Origin of the sequence: Streptomyces sp. NPDC127119 (assembly GCF_042677425.1) — a bacterium.
Lineage (GTDB): Bacteria > Actinomycetota > Actinomycetes > Streptomycetales > Streptomycetaceae > Streptomyces.
Map to the genome: position 1 here is coordinate 1 of NZ_JBHXTO010000015.1, position 22,849 is coordinate 22,849.

Annotated in this window: 4 protein-coding genes; all 4 read left to right on the top strand. The window is 73.6% G+C overall.

The genetic code is table 11. From position 1 onward, the window contains the following. Window positions 1-355: 355 nt before the first annotated feature. The 4 genes from ACFVH5_RS10055 (at window position 356) to ACFVH5_RS10070 (ending at window position 22,849) form a co-directional block, all read left to right on the top strand. A complete protein-coding gene (locus ACFVH5_RS10055; protein ID WP_385833071.1) occupies window positions 356-730 on the top strand; it encodes a DUF779 domain-containing protein in 375 nt (124 codons plus the stop codon). Between the two features lie 91 nt (window positions 731-821). After that, a complete protein-coding gene (locus ACFVH5_RS10060) occupies window positions 822-2,066 on the top strand; it encodes a phosphodiester glycosidase family protein (RefSeq protein WP_385833072.1) in 1,245 nt (414 codons plus the stop codon). Window positions 2,067-2,411: 345 nt separating this feature from the next. Then, the gene (locus ACFVH5_RS10065) at window positions 2,412-3,758 is read left to right on the top strand and encodes a serine hydrolase domain-containing protein (protein ID WP_385833073.1); all 1,347 of its coding nucleotides are present in this window, start codon (window positions 2,412-2,414) and stop codon (window positions 3,756-3,758) included. 149 nt (window positions 3,759-3,907) lie between these two features. Further along, window positions 3,908-22,849, top strand: coding sequence for a non-ribosomal peptide synthase/polyketide synthase (locus ACFVH5_RS10070; RefSeq protein WP_385833074.1), 18,942 nt, complete (start codon window positions 3,908-3,910; stop codon window positions 22,847-22,849).

Genomic DNA, 22,849 nt, shown 5'->3' on the forward strand with positions numbered 1-22,849 from the left:
CATCGCCGGCAGCGACAGTTGTGTATAAGAGACAGCAGCTACGCAGCCGCCCAACCCCCCACCCCCCTAGCCCCTGTCTTCAAATCCCCGGCTGCCGGCCGACGGGCGGACGTCGGGAATTTGACGACAGGACCTAGGGGCGCGGGGAACTGCGCGACCAGCCCCCACCGGCCCGCAGCCAAAATCACCAGTGGCAAGGCCGGGGCGCAGCCCCGCCTCCCAGGGGCGCGGGGAACTGCGCGGGTGACCCCCACCGGACCCGCAGCCGAAGACGCACCCCCTCCCACCCCCACCGGCCCGCAGCCGGATGTAGGGTCCGCGGCAGTACCTCCTAAGTGATGAGGAGTGATGCCCGGTGTCCTCGACGACCGACCCCGACTCCGCCCCACGCGTGGAACTCACCCCCGCCGCAGCCGAGCTGCTGCGCGAGCTACGGGACGCGCACGGTCCACTGATGTTCCATCAGTCGGGCGGCTGCTGCGACGGCAGCGCTCCCATGTGCTACCCGGAGGGCGAGTTCAGGACCGGCGACTCCGACGTCCTGCTCGCCTCCCTGGCCGTCGAGGGCGTCGACGAACCGGTCACGTTCTGGATGTCGCGGAGCCAGCACGAGGTATGGAGTCACACCAGACTGATCGTGGACGTCGTGCCGGGCCGGGGCAGCGGCTTCTCCCTGGAGGCACCCGAAGGGGTACGTTTCCTGACGCGTTCGCGCCTCGTCGGCACGTAGTCATCGTCAAGGCACCCTCTCTGTGCTGAACTCCCCTGTGTCCTGCGTCATTTGAGGAGACAGCGGAGAGAGCAGGGGCACCGTGACACCGATGACACCACGCACCGGACGACTCAGAACCGCACTGACGGTCTTCGCCGCATGGAGCGCGCTGGCCGGCGCCGCCCTCGCCGGGGCGCCGCCGGCCAGCAGCGCGCCGACCGGCGGCGCACCGGTCTTCAGCCGGATCGCGCCGGGTGTGCGCTATACGGAGTTCGACATCCCGGCCGCCAAGGGCGTGACGCACGCGCATGTGCTCAGCGTGGATCTCGCGAACCCCGCGGTGAGCGTCGATCTGCTCCATCCGGGCGTGGTCGCGGCCCGCGCGACGGTCTCCCGGCTGGCCGACGCCCAGGGCGCCGTCGCGGGCGTCAACGGGGACTTCTTCAACATCACCGAGACCCAGCACCCGGGGGTGGAGGCGACCGGCGCGTCCGTCGGCCCGGCGATCGCGAACGGGCACACCTTCAAGGCGGCGGTCCCGAACGGCCAGCGTTTCGGTCCCGCCCTGCCGCCCGGTACGACCACCAGGGACGTGCTCGGCGTCGGCACGGACCGCAGGGCCCGCCTCGACAGCCTGGCGCTCGACGGTTCGGTCGAGACCACCGGGACGACGCTGCCGCTCGGCGGGCTGAACCAGTACGCGCTGCCCGTGGGCTCCGTCGGCGCGTTCACCTCGGACTGGGGTCAGGTCTCCCGGGTGCGGGCCACCTGCGGGACGGACACCGACCGGGCCGCGCCCTGCAGCACGGACACCTATGAGGTGACCATCCAGGACGGCCGGGTCGTGTCATCGGCCGACACCCCCGGCAGCGGAACCATCGCTTCGGACACCACGGTCCTGGTCGGCCGGGAGGCGGGGGCCCAGCAGTTGCGCAAGCTGTCCGTGGGCGAGCGGGTCGGGGTGCGGCACCGGCTGGTGGCGGCCTCGTCGAAGACCCCGTACCGCTTCGCGATCGGCGGGTATCCGGTTCTGCGGGGCGGGCAGCCGCTCGCGGGGCTCGACGACGTGACGGCGGCGGTACGGACCGCTGCGGGCGTCTCCGACGGCGGGAAGCGGCTGCTGTTGCTGGCGCTCGACGGGGCGGCGGAGTTCCGCAGCGGGCTCACCATCGCGGAAGTCGCCGACGAGATGAAGGAGTTGGGTTCGGTGGACGCGTTCAGTCTGGACGGGGGCGGTTCCACCACGCTGGCCGCCCGGGAGCCCGGCTCGACCACGGCGACCGTGCGCAACCACCCCAGCGGCGGGGCCGAACGCCCGGTGCCCAACGGGATCGGCGTGTTCTCCAAGGCCTGACGTCCGTCAGAGGAGCCTGAGGTCCACCAGGGCCTCAGGCTCACTGGAGCCTCAGGCTCACTAGGCCCTGTCGTCAAATTCCCGCCTGCCGGCCGACGCCTGGCACGCACTCTCGCTGCACCGGGCGAAAGTCCAAGTACGTCCAGTACGAGGGCTTCCGCCCGGCACACCGAGAGCACGCACCAGACGCCGCCCGGCCCGCCCTCCGGGCGGACGTCGGGAATTTGACGACAGGCCCTAGCACGCAAGAGCGCATCACCCGCACCGACGCGGGGGTCGTTCCGCTCATCCCCATCGGCCTCTGGCGTCACATTCACACCAAGCATCAGTGGGAGTCCCCTTCACATGCCTTACCCCACCACCGCTCCAGTCGCCCCCCGATCGTCCCCCTTACACCGAACACTGCAGCACCGTCTCGACAGCCTCGCGCGGACCCACCGTGTGCCCGGCGCCCAACTGGCCGTGGACACCGGGACGGAGATCGTCAGTGTGCACACCGGCACGGCCGACGCCGTCCGGGGCACCTCGTTCACCGCCGACACGGCCGTGCCGCTGGGCAGCGTCACCAAGACGTACACGGCCGCTACTGTCATGCTCCTGATCGACGATGAGGACCTCGATCTCGACGAGTCCGTCGCCGATGTCCTGCCGGAGTTCCAGGACTTACCCAAGGTGACCGTGCGTCACCTGCTCTCCCACACGGCCGGTCTGCCCACCGGTCTCGACTCGGACACCGCGGCAGCCATGACGGCCTCCCGCTATCTCTCGACGATCTGCACCGCCGAGGACGCGCTGTTCGCCCCCGGTACGGACTTCTCCTACTCCAACGCCGGTTACGTGGCGGCCGGTCGGCTGATCGAAACCGTGACGGGCATGACCTGGCAAGAAGCCGTACGCGTGCTGTTGCTGGAACCGCTGGGCATCGCGCCCGCCTTCCTCGGTGACAGCCTCCCCGGCCGGACCGTCGCGAGCGGCCACGGCCTGAACACGGCGACGGGAGCCGTGCGGCCGGTCCGGCAGAGCCTGGCACCCGTAGAGGCCCCGGCCGGCGCCCTGCTGGCGAGCGCCCTCGATCTGCTGACCCTCGGCAGGACTCTGGCAGGCCGGTCCGCCGTCGTCCCCTCCGCCACCGCCGCGCTCATGCGGCGCCCCGAGGAGGGCACCGAAGCCGACCCTCTGGCCGACGCCTGGGGACTGGGCGCGGCCCTCTACCAGCAGGACGACCGCTGGTGGTGCGGTCACGACGGCAATGCCCAGGGCACCTCCTGCCATCTGCGCGCGGAGCCCCGCAGCGGCGTCGTGGTCGCCTTCACCGGCAACTCCGGCGGCGCCACCGCCCTGTGGCGGGACCTGGCCGACCAGCTCACGCGGCTCACCGGTCTGCGCGTACCGGTCACTCCCGCGCGCCCGGACCGGGGCGGACCCATCGCCTTCCCCCAGTGTGCGGGCACCTACCGCAACGGGTCGAGCGAGTACCGGATCGGCCTCGGCGTCGACGGTCTGCCCGCCCTGTCCATCGACGGTGACCTGTCGCTGCCGCTGGTCTGCTACCCGGACCTGAGCTGCGACCTGGTCGACCCGGCCACCGGTCTGCGGGAACCCGGCGGACGCTTCCACCGAGATCCCGTCGACGGAAGCGTCGACCGCGTACAGATCTCCGGCCGTACGGCCCGCCGCGTCGACACCACCTGACACCTGACGCCTGACGCCAGACGCCTGAGGCCGCGTCGCCCCGCCGTACCCCTTCGCGCCGAAGAGCCGCCGCCGCGCGGCCCGGCGCGCCCGGGCGCCTCCCCACGCCCGCGTGCACCCGTATCACCACCGCTTTCGAAGGACCCCCCATGACGGACCTGCACAACGACCCCGTGCCGATGTCCCCTTGCGCCCCGGCGGAGCCGCTGCCGCTCGGTGAACTCTTCGAGTCGTGGGTGCGCCGCACGCCGGACGCGCCGGCGCTGACCGACGGCCGGCGGACCTGGTCCTACCGGGAACTGGCGGAGCGGACCGGGCGGCTGGCCGCCGATCTCGTACGGCGCGGGGCCGGGCCGGAGCGGACGGTGGCGCTGGTCCTGCCGCGCTCGCTGGAGCTGATCGCCGCCGAACTGGCCACGGCCCGTGCGGGCGCCGCCTTCCTGCCGGTGGATCCCCAGTACCCGTACGAGAGGCGCGCGTTGATGCTGGAGGACGCGGCACCGGCCGTCGTCCTCGACGACCCGGCCGCCCTGCGCGCCGTCATGGAAGCCGCCGGCCCTGCCCCGGACCGCCCGGGTCCGCGGGTGGACGCCGACCAGGCCGCGTACGTCATCTACACCTCGGGCTCCACGGGAACGCCCAAGGGCGTGACCGTCACCCACCGGGGCATCGCCGCCTTCACCGCGGGCGCCGCCGCACAGTACGCCGTGGGTCCTGGCGGCCGGGTCCTGCAGTTCTCCTCGCCCAGCTTCGACGCCTCCGTGCTGGAGCTGTTCGTCTCCGTCCTGTCCGGCGCCACCCTCGTCGTACCGCCCGACGGCCCCTGGCTGGGCGACGAACTCGCCGCGGTGGTGAACGAGCACCGCATCACCCACGCGCTGATCCCCCCGGCCGCCCTCGCCACGGTGTCCGACCCCGCGCGGATCGGCCCGGGACGGCTGAGCACGCTGATCGTGGGAGCCGAGGCGTGCCCCGCGGCACTTGTCGACCAGTGGGCGCCAGGCCGCCGGATGATCAACTCCTACGGCCCCACCGAGACCACCATCGTGGCCTCCTGGACCGGACCGCTGTCCGCCAACAGCGGCACACCGAGCATCGGCCGACCTCTCGCCGGAACGGAGACGCACGTCCTCGACGCGGCCATGCGGCCCGTACCGCAGGGAACCGACGGCGAACTGTACGTCGGCGGCCTCGGCGTGGCCCGCGGATACCTCGACCGGCCCGGCCTCACCGCCGGCCGCTTCGTCGCCAGCCCCCTCGGCCCGCCCGGAGCCCGGCTCTACCGCACGGGCGACCGCGCACGCCGGAACGCGGACGGCGAACTGGAGTACCTGGGCCGGGTCGACCGCCAGGTGAAGGTGCGCGGCTTCCGTATCGAGCCCGGGGAGATAGAGACGGTGCTGCGGCGCCACGGCGGAGTGCGCGACGCCGTGGTCGTGGTGCGCGAGGACGAACCCGGCCGACGGCGACTCGTCGGGTACGTCACCGCCGCCGACCCGGAACACGCCCTGGACGCGGCCGACGTGAAGGCCGCCACCGCCGCCGTACTGCCGCCGCACATGGTCCCCTCCGCCGTGGTCGTCCTGGACGCCCTGCCGCTCACCCCGCAGAACAAGATCGACCGGCGTGCGCTGCCCGTCCCCGTCCGCGCGGTCGCAGCGGGTCATGTGGCGCCGCGCACCTCGCAGGAGCGGGTACTCGCCGATGTCTGGGCGGACATCCTCGGGGTCGAAGCCGTCGGCGTCGAGGACGACTTCTTCGACCTGGGCGGTGACTCGATCCTCGCCGCCCGCGCCCTGGCCCGGATCCGTGAGGACCTCGGCGCCCGGCTGTCGATCCGGGACGTGTTCACCGCGCGGACCGTCGCCGCGCTGGCCCTGCTGGTGAGCCCGTCGACCCTCGCTGCACCCCTGGACCCGATCCCGGCCGTCCCTCGCGACCGGCCGCTTCCGCTCTCCGGTGCCCAGCGGCGCCTGTGGTTCCTGGACGACCTCACGCCGGGCGGCACCGAGTACAACACCGGCCTGGCGCTGCGGCTGCGCGGCGAGTTGGACGCCGGGGCACTGCGCCGGGCCCTGGACCGGCTGTCCGCCCGCCACGACTCGCTGCGTACGACCTTCGCCACGGAGGACGGCCAGGGCGTGCAGCACGTACACGCCCGCCTGGAACTGCCGTTGCGCACCGCCGACGTGACCCACCTGTCCGCCGCCGGGCTCGACGAGGCCGTCGAACATCTCCTCACCGAGGAACTGGGCCGCCCCTTCGACCTGGCCACCGGTCCGCTCACCCGGGCCCTGCTCGTCCGCCGCGGAAGCGACGACCATGTGCTGCTGCTGGCCCAGCACCACATCGTCACCGACGGCTGGTCCGTGGGCATCCTGACCCGTGAACTGGCGGCCCTGTACCGGTCCGAGGCGTCCGGCCTGCCGTCAGGGCTGCCCGAACCCCGCGTGCAGTACCCGGACTTCGCCGTGTGGGAGCGGCAGCAGCGCTCGGGGGACGGCGACGCGTCGGACCTCGCGTACTGGAAGCGGCATCTCACCGGGATGCCGCAGCTGGAACTGCCGACCGACCGGCCCCGGCCGGTGGTGCGCACCACCGACGGGGAGGCCCACCGGCAGCACCTCCCGGCCGAACTGGTCGCACGGCTGCGGCACCTGGCCGGAGGCCGCGGCACCACTGTCTTCACCTTGTTCGCCGGAGCCGCGGCGGTGCTGTTCTCCCGGTACTCCGGGCAGCGCGACATCGCTTTCGGCACCGTCACCACCGGGCGGGGACGCCGCGAACTGGAGGACGTGACCGGCTTCTTCGCCAACACCGTCGTACTGCGCGGCGAGGTGGACGACACCATGACCGTCGACCGGTTCGTGGAGAGCATGCGGGCGACGGTCCTGGACGCCTTCGCCCACGAGTCGGTGCCGTTCGACCGGGTGGTGGAGGAACTGGCCCCGACCCGGGACCCGAGCCGTACCCCGCTGGTGCAGGTGCTCGTGGTGCAGCAGACGGCCCTGAACGACCCGCCGGGAGCCGACGGGGTACGGATCGAGCAGCAGCCGCTGCCCCGTCCTGCCGCGCGGTTCGACCTGGTGCTGGAGTTCGTGCCGCGTACCGACGGCGGCTGCGAGCTGACGGTCGAGTACAACACCGGCCTGTTCGAAGCGCGGACGGTGGCGCGGATGGCCCGCCAGCTGGGCCGGCTGCTGGAGGGCATGGCCGACGGGCCGCATCGCACGGTGGGCGAACTGGCCCTGCTGTCGGAGGACGAACGGCACACGGTCCTGGAGGAGTGGAACCCGCCGGTCGAAGACACCGGCCGCGCACCGGCCCGTACGCTGCCCGCGCTGTTCGAGGCACAGGTGGCACGCACACCCGACCGGACCGCCGTGACCTGCGGACCCGCACGCCTGGACTACGTCGAGGTCAACCGGCGTGCCAACCGGCTCGCCCGGCTGCTGGCCGCCCGCGGCGTCGGACCCGAGACGCTGGTGGCCCTGTGCCTGCCGCGGACGGCGGACCTGCTGCCGGTGCTGTGGGCCGTACTGAAGGCGGGCGCGGGTTACCTTCCGGTGGACCCCGGCTATCCGGTCGAGCGCATCCGCTTCATGCTCGCCGACGCGGCCCCCGCACTGGTCCTGGCCACCCGAGAGACCGCCGGAGCACTGCCGGAGGACTGCGTTCCGCTCCTTGTCGAGGGCAGCCTTCCGGAGGGGGACACCGCTGACACCGCCGCCGCTGCCTCCGCTGCCACCGCCACCGATGGCGTCGACGGCGCAGGCGCATGCGTACGCGCCGACAGCGACCTCACCGACGCCGACCGGGTGCGGCCCCTCGACCCGGAGCATCCCGCCTACGTCATCTACACCTCGGGCTCGACCGGACGCCCCAAGGGCGTTGTGATCACCCATCGCAGTGTCGGGGCGCTCGCGGCGTGGGCCGAGGAGCGTTTCGGTCCACGGCGACTGGCCCACGTCGTGGCCTCCACCTCCCTCAACTTCGACGTGTCGGTCTTCGAGATGCTCTGCCCCCTGCTCGTGGGCGGCGGCATCGAGGTGGTCGCCGACCTCACCGAACTCGTCGACACCACGGAGACCCGACGGGCCGGGCTCATCAGCGGGGTGCCGTCCGTGATCTCCCGGATGCTCGCCGAGGACGGCGCGCCCGTGACCGCGGACACCGTCGTCCTGGCCGGTGAGGCGCTTCCCGCACAGACCGTGCACGACCTGCGGCGGGCCATGCCCGGCTGCGACATCGCCAACATCTACGGCCCGACCGAGGCCACCGTCTACGCCACCGCGTGGTTCGCCGGAGACGAGGCCTCGGACGACGCACCGGGCCAGGCGCCGCCGATCGGCAGGCCCGTGGCCCGTACCCGGGCCTATGTCCTGGACCCCTTGCTGTGCCTCCAGCCGCCGGGCGTGACAGGAGAGCTGTACCTGGGCGGCGGGGGACTGGCGCGTGGCTATCTGGGCCGGCCGGGGCTGACCGCGACCCGGTTCGTCGCCGACCCCTTCGGCGCTCCGGGGGACCGCATGTACCGCACCGGGGACCTGGTGAGGTGGAGCGCCGACGGCGAACTGGAGTACGTGGGCCGCATCGACCAGCAGGTCAAGGTACGCGGTTTCCGCATCGAACTCGGCGAGGTGGAGGAGGCACTGCGCGGCCTCGACGGTGTGGCGGAGGCGGCGGCCACCGTGTGGGAGAGCGGGGGCCACCGTCGGCTGGTCGGTTATGTCGTTCCCGCTCCGGACGCGCGCGTCGAGCCGGAGGAGGTGCGCCGGACCCTCGGCTACACCCTGCCCGACTACATGGTGCCGACGGCCGTCATGGTCCTGGCGGACCTGCCCCTCAACCCCAACGGCAAGCTGGACCGGGGCCGCCTCCCGGACCCGGGACCCGCCCGCGGCCAGGCGCACCGCGTGGCCCCGCGTACGCCCACCGAGCGCATCCTCGCCGCCGTCTGGGCGGACATCCTGCGCGTGGACCGCATCGGCGTGGACGACAACTTCTTCATGCTGGGCGGCGACTCCATCCTCAGCATCCAGGTGGTGGCCCAGGCCCGGCAGGCGGGCCTCACCCTGACCTCCCGGGACGTCTACCGCCACCAGACGATCGCCGCGCTCGCCCGCTGCGCCGACGCGGCCGGCGGACGCAAGCCCGCGGCTCCGGCCCTCGTCGACGCCACCGGCGCCGCGCCCCTGACCCCCATCCAGCGCTGGCTGTTCGAGAACGACGCTCGCCACACCGTCCGCCACGCGGGCCGCTTCGCGCAGACGCTGTCGTTCCAGGTCCCCGACGACCTGGACCCGGCGGCGCTGGAGGAAGCCCTCAACGACCTCGTCACCCACCACGACGCACTGCGCTCGCGTTTCCTCACAGCGGAGACAGCGGAGACAGCGGAGACAGCGGGTGCGGGGGCCGGAGGCACGGCCGCCGAACCGTCCACCGTCTGGCGCATCGAGGACGAGGCGCCCCGCGTCCACCTGGCCCGCCACACGGGCCCGGACACCGACTCACCGCACCACGGCGCCTTCGACCTGCGCCGGGGCCCGCTGCTGCGCGCGGTCCTGCACGACCGCGGCCCCGGCCGGTCCCGCGTACTGCACCTGTCCGTCCATCACCTGGTCGTCGACGGCGTGTCGTGGCGCGTACTCATGGAGGACCTGGACCGTGCCTACCGCGCCCGCCGGGAGGGCCGGGACGGACAGGCGGCGCTGCCCCCGAAGTCCTCACCGCTGCGGCACTGGGCCCGGCGGCTGTCCGCCCACGCGGCCGACAGCGGCTTCGACGACGAGGCCGCGTACTGGACCGATGCCGTCACCGGCGCCGCCGCGGCCCTGCCCGCCGACGGCGACGGCGTCAACACGTACGCCTCCGCGCGCTCGGTGACCGTCCGCCTCACGCCCGACGACACCTCCGCCCTGCTGCGCACCCTGCCGGAGACCTACCGCACCAGGGTCAACGACGTGCTGCTGAGCGCCCTCGGCCGGGTGCTGTGCGCGTGGACCGGGCACGAGCGGGTGCTGGTGGACGTCGAGGGACACGGCCGCGAGGAACTGTTCGCCGACGTGGACACCAGCCGCACCCTCGGCTGGTTCACCACCCGCCACCCCGTCGCCCTCGCCGTCCCGCCCGACGCCGACTGGGACGTCGTCCTCAAGCAGGTGAAGGAGCAGCTGCGGGCGGTGCCCCGGCACGGCGTGGGGCACGACGTCCTGCGCTACCTCGCCCGCCCGGGAACACTGCCCGAGGCGCCGGAAGCACAGGTCAGCTTCAACTACCTGGGCAGGTTCGGGTTCCCGGACACCACCGGAGGCCTGTACGAGGGCCCGTTCCGTACGCTGGAACTGGACGCCGACCCCGCCGCCCTGCGCCCGCACCCGCTGGAGGTCGTGGGCCGACTGGACGGCGACGCACTGGAGTTCAGCTGGTTCTACTCCGACGAACTGCACGCGCGGACGACCGTCAGCGAGCTGGCCGCACACTTCGCCGACGCGCTGGCCGGCATCGCCCGGCACGCCCGGCAGTCCGGCAGCGGCGGACGCACCCCCTCGGACTTCCCCCTGACCTGCCTCGACCAGGCGGCCGTGGACCGGATCGTCGGCGACGCCCCGCACGCGGTGGAGGACATCCATCCGCTCACCCCCACCCAGACCGGCATGCTCTTCCACCGGCTCTCCCAGGACGATCTGGGCGTCTACTTCCAGCAGTTGACCTTCGACCTGGACGGCGTACCCGACCCGGCCGCGCTCGCGGCGGCCTGGCAGCGCGTCACCGACCACACCCCCGTACTGCGCGGCCGGGTCGTCTGGCAGGACGTGCCCGAACCCCTCCTGGTGGTGCAGCGGCACGCGACCGTGTCCGTGACCCACCTGGACTGGCGCGACCTCGGCGAGGAGGAACGCGAACACCGGCTGCGGGACCTCCTCGACCGGGACCGGGGGCAGGGCATCGACCTCGACCGGGCCCCGCTCCAGCGGCTGGTGCTCGCCAGGATCTCCGACGGCGGCGTACGGGTGGTGTGGTCGTTCCACCATCTGGTGCTGGACGGCTGGAGCCTGTTCCAGGTGCTGTCCGACGTGTTCACCGGACACGCCACGGGCGGGCGGGAGCCGCTGCCCGACCGGCGTCCCTTCCGCGACTACGTGGCCTGGCTGGGCGAGCGTGACGGGGCGGAGGCCGAACGGCACTGGCGGCGCCGCCTGGCGGACCTGGCCGACGCCACCGCGCTGCCGTACGACCGTGAGCCGCGCGAGAGCCACCGGTCCGAGTCCACCGCGGCGGTCCGCGCCACCGTGGACACGGTCACCACCCGGGCCCTGGAGGAACTGGCCAGGACGGCCGGGCTGACCGTCAACACCCTCGTACAGGGCGCCTGGGCGCTGCTGCTGAGCCGTCAGGCCCGCAGAAGCGAGGTCGTCTTCGGCACGACCGTGTCCGGGCGGCCCCCCGAGCTGCCGGGCGCCGACACCATGACCGGTCTGTTCATCACGACCCTGCCCACGCGGGTGACCGTGCCGCACGACAGGTCCCTGCTCGACTGGCTGCGCGACCTCCAGCAGGAGCAGAGCGAGGACCGCCGCCACGACCACGTACCGCTCACCCGGATGAAGGGGTTCACCGAACTCCCCGAGCGCGTGGCTCTGTTCGACAGCATCGTCGTCTTCGAGAACTACCCGGTCGACGACGAACTGGCCGCCGCGCACGGACTGCGGCTGAGCGCCCTGGACGGCATCGAGACCACCAACTACCCGCTCAGCCTGGTGGCCTATCCGGGTACCGAACTCGGTCTGCGGCTCGGCTACGATCCGCGGCTGTTCGACGCGGACACCGTCGCGCGCATGGTCGAGTACCTCACCGTCCTGCTGACGAACATGGCGGCCACACCCCAACTGCCGCCCGCCAGACTGCCGTTGCTGTCGGCCGCCCGCCGCGGTCAGGTGGTCGAGGAGTGGAACGACACGGCCACCGGTGTCCCCGGGCCCGAGGCCACCGTGGCGGAGCTGTTCGCCGCGCAGGTCCGGCGCACGCCGGACGCCACGGCCCTGGAGACGGACGCGGAGCGGCTCACCTACCGGGAACTCGACGCCCGGGCCGCCCTGCTGGCCGGTCGGCTCGCCGCGCTCGGCGTGGCCGCCGAGGTCCCGGTCGGCGTACTGATGGACCGCTCGACGGACCTCGTGATCGTCCAGCTCGCACTGGTCCGCACCGGCGGCGTGTTCGTACCGCTGGACAGCCGCGCACCGCGCGAGCGCCTGCGCCGCATGTTGGCCGAGGCGGGCGCACGGCTGCTGCTCACCGATGCCGCTGTCCCATCGGAAGCCCAAGCCCAAGCCCAAGCCCAAGCCGATACCGAGGCCGATGCCTTGGCCGATGCGGACCGGCAGGCCACGGGCGTGGAGCCGCTGCCCGACGGCACCGTACTGCGCGTGGCCGACCTGCTCGCCGCAGACGTACAGGATGTGGACGCCGAGGTCAGGCCCCTCGGGGAGATCCATCCGGACAACGTCCAGTATCTGATGTTCACTTCCGGCTCCACCGGCGTCCCCAAGGGCGTCGCCGTACGCCAGCGGGACGTCGCCGCGCTCGCCCTCGACAGCGCGTTCGCCGGACACGACCGGGTCCTCGTGCACTCCCCGCACGCCTTCGACGCCGCCACCTACGAGCTGTGGGTGCCGCTGCTGCGCGGCGGAACGGCCGTGCTTGCCCCGCCGGCCGACGTGGACGCCGCCGTCGTCCGCCGCGCGATCACCGAGCAGGGAGTGCGCTGCCTGTGGCTGACCGCAGGCCTTTTCCGGCTGCTCGCCCAGGAGGACCCCACCTGTCTGCGCGGCGCCCATGAGGTGTGGACCGGCGGCGAGGCCGTACCGGGCGCCGTGGTGGGCCGTGTGCTCGACGCCTGCCCCGGCCTCACCGTCGTCGACGGCTACGGACCGACCGAGACCACCACCTTCGCGACCCGGCGGGTCTTCCGCGCGGGTGACCCGCTGCCACCGGTACTGCCCATCGGACGGCCGCTCGACAACACGCGCGTGTACGTACTGGACGACATCCTCCAGCCGCAACCGCCCGGTGTACCGGGGGAGTTGTACATCGCGGGTGCCGGACTGGCCCGCGGCTACGCCGGGCGGCCCGGTGCGACCGCCGCACGCTACCTGGCCGATCCGTTCGGTCCGTCCGGCGGGCGGATGTACCGCACCGGAGACATCGTGCGGTGGAGCGCCGACGGCGAACTGCACTTCGTGGGACGCGCGGACGACCAGGTAAAGATCCGGGGATTCCGTGTCGAACCCACCGAGATCGAGGCCCGGCTCACCGCCCATCCGGCCGTGGCCGAGGCGGTCGTCTCCGTGTACGAGCACGCCGGACGCAAGCGGCTGGCCGCACACCTCGTGCCCGTGCCCTCGGCCGCCGTGCCGTGCGCGGACGAGCTGCGCGCGCACGTCGTCGCCGAACTGCCCGACTACATGGCACCCGCCGCCTTCGTCACGCTGGCCGAACTGCCCCTGACGGCCAACGGCAAGGTGGACCGGCGCCGGCTGCCCGCACCCGACTGGACGGCGGGCGGCGAGTCCGAGTACCGCGCGCCGCGCACCGAGGCCGAGCGGACCCTCGCCGGGATCTGGGCGGAACTGCTCGGTGTGGAACGGGTCGGCGCCGACACCAACTTCTTCACGCTGGGCGGCGACTCGATCCTCAGCATCCAGGTCGTCTCCCGCGCCCGCGCGTCCGGACTCGCGCTCACACCGAGGGATCTGTTCCGGCACCCGACGGTCGCCGCTCTGGCCGCCGCGGCGACCACCGGCACGGCCGTACCCGTCGCGGGGACCGGTCCGGTGAGCGGTGAGGTCCCGCTCACCCCGATCCAGCACTGGTTCCTCGAACCCGGGCCGCGGCGACCGGAGTTCTTCAACCAGTCCGTCGTCGTGGAGACGCCCGACGACGTCGACCCGGCGGCTCTGCGCCGCGCCCTGACCGCCGTGTACGCGCACCACGACGCCCTGCGCTGCCGTTTCGTCCGGTCCGCCGACGGTTCCTGGCGCCAGGAGTGCCCGGGAGCCGACGAGGAGACCCCGGAACCGCTGGCGGTCCACGACCTGCGTGGGCTCGGCGGGATGGCGGCCGAGGAGACCGAAGCCCGGGTGACGGCCGAGGCGCACGCCTCGTTCCGGCTCGCGCACGGACCGCTGCTGACGGCCCACCTGTTCACCGGCACCGCCGGTGCCAGGGGCGGAACCGGCGCCCGCCTGCTCCTCGTCGTGCACCACCTCGTCGTGGACGGTGTCTCCTGGCGTGTCCTGCTGGAGGACCTGGAGACCGCGTACGGGCAGGCCCGAGCCGGTGAGCCCGTACGGCTGCCGGAGCGGACGACCTCCGTCCAGGAGTGGACGCGGCGGCTGCACGCGCACACCGCGTCGGGCGGTTTCGCCGCGCAGCGCGAGCACTGGGAGACGGTGGCCCGGCACTGCGCCGCACCCCTGCCGGTGGACGGCGACGGCGATCCCAGCAGGTCGGACATGGACGGCCGCAACACCATGGCCGACGTGGACGCCGTGACCGTACGCCTCGACCGGCGGCGTACGGATGCCCTGTTGCGGGAGGTGCCGGGGGTGTACCGCACCCGTGTCGACGACGTCCTGCTGACGGCCCTCGGCCGGGTGCTCGCCGGGTGGACCGGGCGGCGGACCGTCGCCGTCGGCCTGGAGGGACACGGCCGCGAGGACCAGCTCTTCGACGACATCGACCTGTCCCGCACGGTCGGCTGGTTCACCAGCCTGTTCCCCGTCGCCCTCGAACTCCCGGACGGGGACGGGGGCTGGGGCGCCGCTCTGAAGTCCGTCAAGGAGCAGGTGCGGGCGGTGCCCGCACGAGGCCTCGGCCATGGCGCCCTGCGCTACTTGGCGCGCGACGAGCGGCCGACCGGCGAGCGGCCGACCGGCGAGCGGCCGACCGACCCGCCGATGCCCGGCGTCAGCTTCAACTACCTGGGCCGTTTCGACTGGTCGGCGCAGGGCGGCGCGCTGGTCCACTCCGTGCCGGGCGGCCTGGACGGCGCCGAGGCACCCGAGTCCGTACGCCCGCATCTCCTCGACGTGGTCGCCCGCGTCGAGGACGGCGAGCTAGAGATCACCTGGCACTACAGCAGGCGGCTGCACCGCGAGGAGACCGTCAACGGCCTCGCGGCGGGCATGCTGCGGGCGCTGCAAGACGTCGTCGCCCACTGCGCCGAGCCGGACGCGGGGGGCCGTACGCCCTCGGACTTCCCGCTGGTCCGGATCGACCAGACCGCCGTGGACCGGGTCGTGGGCGACGGCCGTACGGTCGCCGACCTGTACCCGCTGACGCCGATGCAGGGCGGCATGCTGTTCCACAGCCTGCTGGACCCCGACAGCCGCACCTACGTCAACCAGGTGCAGTTGGTGCTGTCGGGCGTCACCGATCCGCGGGCCCTGGCCGAGGCGTGGCAGCGGACGGTGGACGCCAACGCGATGCTGCGCACCCACCCGGTGTGGCAGGAGACCGCCGAGCCCATGCAGGCCGTACGGCGGCTGGCGACCGTGCCCGTCGCGCACCACGACTGGTCCGGATGGTCCGCCGAGCGCTGCGGGACCGCACTCGCGCGGCTGGTCGACGAGGACCGGCAGGCGGGCCTCGATCTGGAGACGGCCCCGCTGATGCGCCTGACCCTGATCCGGCTCTCGCCCGACCGGGTGCGGATGCTGTGGACCTTCCACCACCTGCTGCTCGACGGGTGGAGCGCGGCCCAGGTCTTCGACGAGGTGTGCGAGCGGTACGCGGCGCTCACCTCGGGGCGCCGACCGGACGTGCCCGACCGCGCACCCTTCGGCGACTACCTCGGCTGGCTGGCCCGGCAGGACACCGGGCGGGCGGAGGCGTACTGGCGTGAGGCCCTGGCCGGTTTCCCCGTCGCCACCGCGCTGCCGCGCGACCGGCGGCCCGCCGAGGCGCACCGCACCTCGTCCTCCGGTTCGGTGCGGGTGACGCTCGACGCCGACGTGTCGGCGCGACTGCGGGAGACGGCACAGGCGGCCGGGCTGACCGTCAACACCGTCCTCCAGGGCGCCTGGGCGCTGCTGCTGTCCCGTTACGGCGGCGGGGACGACGTGGTGTTCGGCACCACCGTCTCCGGTCGGCCCGCCGACCTGCCGGGCGTGACCTCCATGGTCGGCCTGTTCATCAACACCCTGCCCACCCGGGCACGCATCGACGAAGGGCGCCGGTTGCTGGACTGGCTGGGTGAGCTCCAGGCCGCCCAGTCGGAGTCACGGCGCCACGACTTCGTCTCCCTCGCCCAGCTCCAGACGTGGAGCGAAGTACCGGGCGGCACTTCCCTGTTCGACAGCATCGTGGTCTTCGAGAACTATCCGTTCGACGCGGACGCCCTGGCCCGGCACGGCCTCGCCATGGAGCAGGAACGCGATGTGGAACCGACCAACTACCCGCTCAGCGTGGTGGTCGCGCCCGGCGACACCCTCACCGTCACCCTGGACTACGACCCCGCCGCCTTCGCAGCGGCCACCGTCGAAGGCATCGGCGCGAGCCTGCGCACGCTCCTGACGGAGATGGCCACCGGGCCGGATCGCTCCCTGGCCGACCTGCCGTTGGCGTCCGCCGAGGAGGGGCGCCGCCTGCTGGACCGCTTCGGCGGCCCGGCGGCCAAGCCCATCCACCGGACTCTGTCCCAGGCCCCGTACCGCACCCTGCCCGAGGCCTTCCACGCCCAGGTCGCGCGCACCCCCGACGCCCCGGCCGTGCTCGGCGGCGGACGGGAACAGCTCACCTACCGGCAGCTCGACGAGCGTGCCAACCGGATGGCCCGCCTGCTCGTCGAGGCCGGGGCCGGGCCGGAACGGTTCGTCGCGCTCGCCCTGCCGCGCACCCCGGACCTGATCGTGGCCCTCCTGGCGGTCCTCAAGAGCGGCGCCGCCTATCTGCCCGTCGACCCGGGGTACCCCGCCGAGCGCATCGCCTTCCTCTTCGACGACGTGCGGCCCGAAGCGGTCGTCACCTGCGCGGAGACGGGCGGGCGGCTGCCGGACGGGCCGTTCACCCGGATCGCCCTCGACGACCCCGACTGCGCCGCGCGCCTGGCCGCCCTGTCCGGCGACGGCATCACCGACGACGAGCGGCACGGACGGCTGCTGCCGGACCATCCCGCCTACGTCATCCACACCTCCGGCTCGACCGGCCGGCCCAAGGGGGTCGTCGTCGCCCAGGCGTCGGTGCTGGCCCTGACCGACTGGGCCGCCGCGGAGTTCGGCGGTGGACACGGCCTGGAGCATGTGGTTGCCTCCACCTCGCTCAACTTCGACGTGTCCGTGTTCGAGATCTTCTCGCCCCTGCTGGCGGGTGGCCGCGTCGAGATCGTCCACGACCTGCTGGCCCTCGCCGAACGCGAGGAGCCCTGGCAGGCGGGACTGCTGAGCGCGGTGCCCTCCGCGCTGGGGCGGCTGCTGGCGGAGGACACCGTCCGCGTCGGCGCCGACACCGTCGTCCTCGCCGGCGAGGCACTGCCCGTGCAGACCGTGGCCCAGGTCCGCTCGGCGGTCCCCGGCTGCCGGGTGATGAACATCTACGGCCCCACCGAGGCCACCGTCTACGCCACCGCCTTCACCTGCGACCCGGCCGAACCCGACCGCGTACCGCTCATCGGCAGGCCGGTCGGCGGAGCCCGCGCCTACGCCCTGGACGCCCGGCTGCGGCCGGTGCCCGCCGGAGTGCCGGGTGAGCTGTATCTGGCCGGGACCGGGGTGGCCCGCGGCTACCTCAACCGGCCGGGCCTGACCGCTTCGCGCTTCCCCGCCGACCCGTTCGGCCCGCCCGGCGGCCGTATGTACCGCACGGGAGACCTCGTACGGTGGACGGCCGACGGCGAGCTGGTGTATCTCGGCCGCTCCGACGACCAGGTGAAGGTCCGCGGCTTCCGCATCGAACTCGGCGAGGTCGAGGCCGCGTTGACCCGGCACCCCGAGGTGTCCGCGGCGGCGGCCCGCGTCGTCGAGCACGACGGTCACAAGCGTCTGGTGGCGTACGTCGTCCCCGAGGGCCCCGGGCTTCCCGGCTCCGCCGATCTGCGGGCCTTCCTCGCTCGTACGCTCCCCGACCACCTGGTCCCCGCCCTCGTCGTACCGCTGGAACGGCTGCCCCTCGGGGCCACCGGCAAGCTGGACCGGCGCGCGCTGCCCGACCCCGTGTGGTCGGCGGCGGGCGGCAGCGGCGACCGACCGCCGCGCACGGACGCCGAGCGGGTGCTCGCCGCGATCTGGTCCGAGGTACTGGGCGTGCCCGAAGTGGGCGCGCGGGACAACTACTTCGCGCTCGGCGGTGACTCCGTCCTCGGCATCCAGATCGTCTCCGCCGCCCGCAGGGCCGGTCTCGCCCTGACACCCCGGCACCTGTTCCGCCACCAGACCGTGGCCGAACTGGCCGCCGCGGCGCAGGCCCCGGAGGCCCCGCGGACCACGGCGGAACAGGGCCCGGTCGTCGGGGACGTACCGCTGACCCCCGTCCAGCACTGGCTGTTCGACGACCTCACCGGCGACCCCGCGCAACTGACCCAGGCGGTTTCCTACCAGCTCGCCGCCGACACCGACGAGAGGCTGCTGCGGGCCGCCCTGGCCGTCGTCCTGGAACACCACGACGCCCTGCGCCTGCGCTTCGAGCCGTTCGGCGACGGGCGGTGGCGGCAGTACGGTACGGGGCCGGGGGAGGCCCCGCGCCTGGACGTGCACGACCTCGTGGACAATGATGCGTCGCCCTCCGACGAGGCGACCGACACGGCCGTACGTGGCCTCGCCGACCGCCTGTGCGGCGGGTTCGACCTCGCCGAAGGGCCCCTGCTGCGGGCCGCCCTGTGCCGGCGCGGCGACGACCGGCGGCCGGTGCTGCTCCTGGCCGCCCACCACCTGGTCGTGGACGCGGTGTCCTGGCGGCTGATCCTGGAGGACCTGGAGACCGCCTACCGTGCGCTGCGCGCCGGCGAACGGCCCGACCCCGGCGCGAAGAGCACCTCGTTCCGGACGTGGGCCCAGCGCCTGGCCGCCCACACCGCCTCCGGCGGCTTCGACGACGAACTCGCCCACTGGCAGCGCCTGTCCGCCGACGCGACCTTGCTGCCGACCGACCTCACCGGCGCCAACACGGCCGCCTGCGAGGAGACGGTGACGGTGGGCCTGGACGCCGACGACACCCGGCGGCTGCTCCAGGACGTACCGGACGTCTACCGCACCCGCGTCAACGACGTCCTGCTGTGCGCCCTGGGACGGGTCCTGGGCCGCTGGACCGCACAGGACCGGGTCATGGTGGCGCTGGAGGGCCACGGCCGCGAGGAACTGTTCGACGACGTCGACCTGGCCCGTACCGTCGGCTGGTTCACCACCATGTTCCCCCTCGCACTGGACGTGCCCGGGGACGCGGGCACCGGGGCGGCGCTGAAGTCCGTCAAGGAGAGCCTGCGGGCCGTGCCGAGGAACGGACTCGGCTACGGCGCCCTGCGCCATCTGCACCCCGACCGCGACCGGCTCGGCCTGCCCGGACTGCCGCAGATCGGCTTCAACTACCTGGGGCAGCAGGACCGCAGCACCACCGCGGACGGCCTGCTGCACACCCCGTACGCCGGACTGGCCGGCGGCCTCGACCGTGCGGCGGACCGCCCGCACCTCCTCGACGTACTCGGCCACGTCACCGACAAGCGGATGGAGTTCACCTGGTCGTACTCGCGCGAGGTGCACGAGCGGGACACGGTCGCGCGGCTGGCGACCGAACTCGCCGACGAACTGCGGCACATCGTGCGGCACTGCGCCGAACCCGGCGCCGGAGGCCGCAGCCCGTCGGACTTCCCGCTCGTGTCGCTGGACCAGCCGACGGTGGACCGGCTGGTGGGCACCGGCCATGACGTCGTGGACCTCTATCCGCTCACCCCCACCCAGACCGGCATGGTCGTGCACGGCCTGGACGAGCCGGGCCGGGGCATGTACGTCGAGCAGATCACCTTCGTCGCCGACGGGGTGCGCGACCCTGGCCTGCTCGCCGCCGCCTGGCAGCACGTGGTCGACCGCACGCCCGTCCTGCGCACCACCGTGCTGCTGAACGGTGTCCCCGCCCCCCTCCAGGCCGTGCACCGCACCGCCGCGCTGCCGGTCACCGAGCACGACTGGTCCGCCCTGACCCCGGACGCCCGCGACACGGCACTGGAACGGCTGCTCGCCGAGGACAAGACCCGCGGACTGGCCCTGGACCGCGCCCCGCTGCTGCGCCTGGCCCTGATCCGGCTCGGCCCGGACCAGATACGGGTCGTGTGGACCTTCCACCACGTCCTGCTGGACGGCTGGAGCGTCTTCCACGTCCTGGCGGACGTCATGGCCGCGCACGCGGCGCTCGTCCGGGGCGAGGAACCCCGGCTGCCGGACCGCCGCCCGTTCGGCGACTACGCGGCCTGGCTCGCGGCCCGCGAGACCGCACCCGCCGAGGAACACTGGAGGAGCGCGCTCGCCGGCCTCACCGCTCCCACGCCGCTGCCCTACGACCGCAGGCCCGCCCGGAGCTCCGCGGCCCGCTCCGACACCTGGCTGTCCCAATGGCTGGACACGGAGGAGACCAAACGGCTGGAGGACTTCGCCCGCCGCAACCGGCTGACCCTCAACACCGTCGCGCAGGGCGCCTGGGCGCTGCTGCTGTCGCGGTGGAGCGGCGAACGGGAGGTGTGCTTCGGCACCACCGTCTCCGGGCGGCCCGCCGACCTGCCCGGCGCCGACACCATCACCGGCCTGTTCATCACCACCCTGCCCGCCCGGGTCACCGTGGACGGCAGCGCGGCCTGCGACACCTGGCTGCGGGACACCCAGGCCGTACGGGCCGAGGACCGCCGCTTCGACCACGTACCCCTGACCGACCTCCAGGCGTGGAGCGGGCTGCCCGCCGGGACGCCGATGTTCGACAGCCTGCTGGTCTTCGAGAACTACCCCGTCGGCGACGCCACGGCCGGCGCCCACGGCGTCCACGTCCACGACCTCGACGCCCGGGAAGCCACCAACTACCCGCTCACCGTGGTGATCTCGCCCGGCGAGCGGCTCGGCGTCGAACTCGGCTACGACCCGCGCCACTTCGACGCGGCCACGGCCGGCTCCCTCGCCGCCCAGCTCCTCCACACGCTCGCCGAACTGGCCGCCGCCCAGGACACCGACCGCCTGGACGCGATCGACATCCTGCCGCCCGGGGAACGGGCCCGGCTGCTCCGCGGACCCGCCCGGCCGCAGCTCGCACCGGCTGTTCCGGCGACCCTGCCCGACCTGATCGAGGCGGGTGTGGACCGCAGTCCCACGGCCACGGCACTGAGCGCGCCCGGCCTGACCCTGACCTTCGCCGAGGCGGAGGAGCGGGCCAACCGACTGGCGCACCGGCTCATCGCGCGCGGCGCGGGCCCCGGCACACTCGTCGCCCTGGTCCTGCCGCGCTCGGCGGACATGGTCCTCGCCCAGCTCGCGGTCACCAAGGCCGGCGCCGCGTTCCTGCCGGTGGATCCCGACTACCCGCCGGAGCGGGTGGCGTTCATGCTGCGGGACGCGGCGCCCGCCGTCACCCTCGACGCCGCCGAGGTGTCCGCGCTGCTCAAGGACGAGGAGCGGCAGGCGGGGCGGGCGGGGCATGACGTGCCGGACGGCGCACCCGGCCACCGGCCCACCGACGCCGACCGCCACCGTCCGCTGGACCTGGACGATCCGGCCTACGTCATCTACACCTCCGGCTCCACCGGCACCCCCAAGGGCGTGGTGGTCACCCACCGGGGTCTGGCCGCCTTCGCCGCCGCCGAGGCCGCGCACTACCAGGTCGCCCCGGACGACCGGGTGCTGGCGTTCGCCACGCCCAGCTTCGACGCCTCGGTACTGGAGCTGTGCATGTCCCTGCCGCAGGGCGCCCGCCTGGTCGTCCCACGGCCCGGTCCGCTGCTCGGGGCCGAACTGGCCGACGTGCTGCGCACCGAGCGCGTCACCCACACCCTGCTGCCCCCGGCCGCCCTCGGCACCCTGCCGCCGGACACCCCCGGCACCCTGCCCGACCTCAAGACCCTGACCGTGGGCGCCGACGCGTGCGGCGCCGACCTGGTCGCCCGCTGGGCCCCGCACCACCGTCTGGTCAACTCCTACGGGCCGACCGAGGCCACCGTCGTCGCCACCTGGTCGGACGCGCTGGAGGTGAACGGCAGCGCCCCGCCCATCGGCCGCCCGCTGCCCGCCACCGGGGCGTACGTCCTGGACGCCGGGCACCGGCCGGTCCCGGACGGAGTGGCGGGCGAACTGTGGCTGAGCGGACCGGCGTTGGCCCGCGGTTATCTGGGCCGCCCCGGTCTGACCGCGACCCGCTTCACCGCCGATCCGTTCGGGCCGCCCGGCACCCGTATGTACCGCACGGGCGACTTCGTACGACGCGACGCCCGCGGCGAGCTGCACTACCTGGGCCGCACCGACCACCAGCTCAAGCTGCGCGGCCACCGCATCGAGGCGGGCGAGGTCGAGGCCACGCTCGTACGCCATCCGGCCGTGCTGGACGCCGTGGTGAGCGTACGGGAGGACGAACCGGGCCTGCCGCGACTGGTCGCGCACCTGTTGCGCGCGCCCGACGCCGAGAGCCCGTCCGCCCCCGAGCTGCGGGCGCTGGCCGCCGCGACCCTGCCGGGTCCGATGGTGCCTTCCGCGTACGTCGTCCTTGAGCGCTTCCCGCTCACCGAGAACGGCAAGACCGACCGGGCCGTCCTGCCCGCGCCCGCACCGGACGCGCCGCGCACCGCGGAACACGTCGCTCCCCGCACCCCGACCGAGGAGATCCTCGCCGGTCTGTGGGAGGAGGCGCTGGACACGCGCGTCGGCGCCGAGGACGACTACTTCGATCTGGGCGGCGACTCCCTGCGCGCCCTCCACATCTCCTCACGGGCCAACGACGCCTTCGGCGTGCACCTCACACCCCGTGACGTCCTGGTCCACCGCACGGTCGCCGCCCTGGCCGACCTGGTGGAGGAACAGGTGCTCAGCGAACTCGAAGACGCCGTACGCGGCGACAGCGACCACGACGAACGGTGA

Excerpts from the sequence above, each read along its gene's own strand:
- ACFVH5_RS10060 (WP_385833072.1), top strand. The coding sequence starts at position 822 with ATGACACCACGCACCGGACGACTCAGAACCGCACTGACGGTCTTCGCC.
- ACFVH5_RS10065 (WP_385833073.1), top strand. The coding sequence starts at position 2,412 with ATGCCTTACCCCACCACCGCTCCAGTCGCCCCCCGATCGTCCCCCTTA.
- ACFVH5_RS10070 (WP_385833074.1), top strand. The coding sequence starts at position 3,908 with ATGACGGACCTGCACAACGACCCCGTGCCGATGTCCCCTTGCGCCCCG.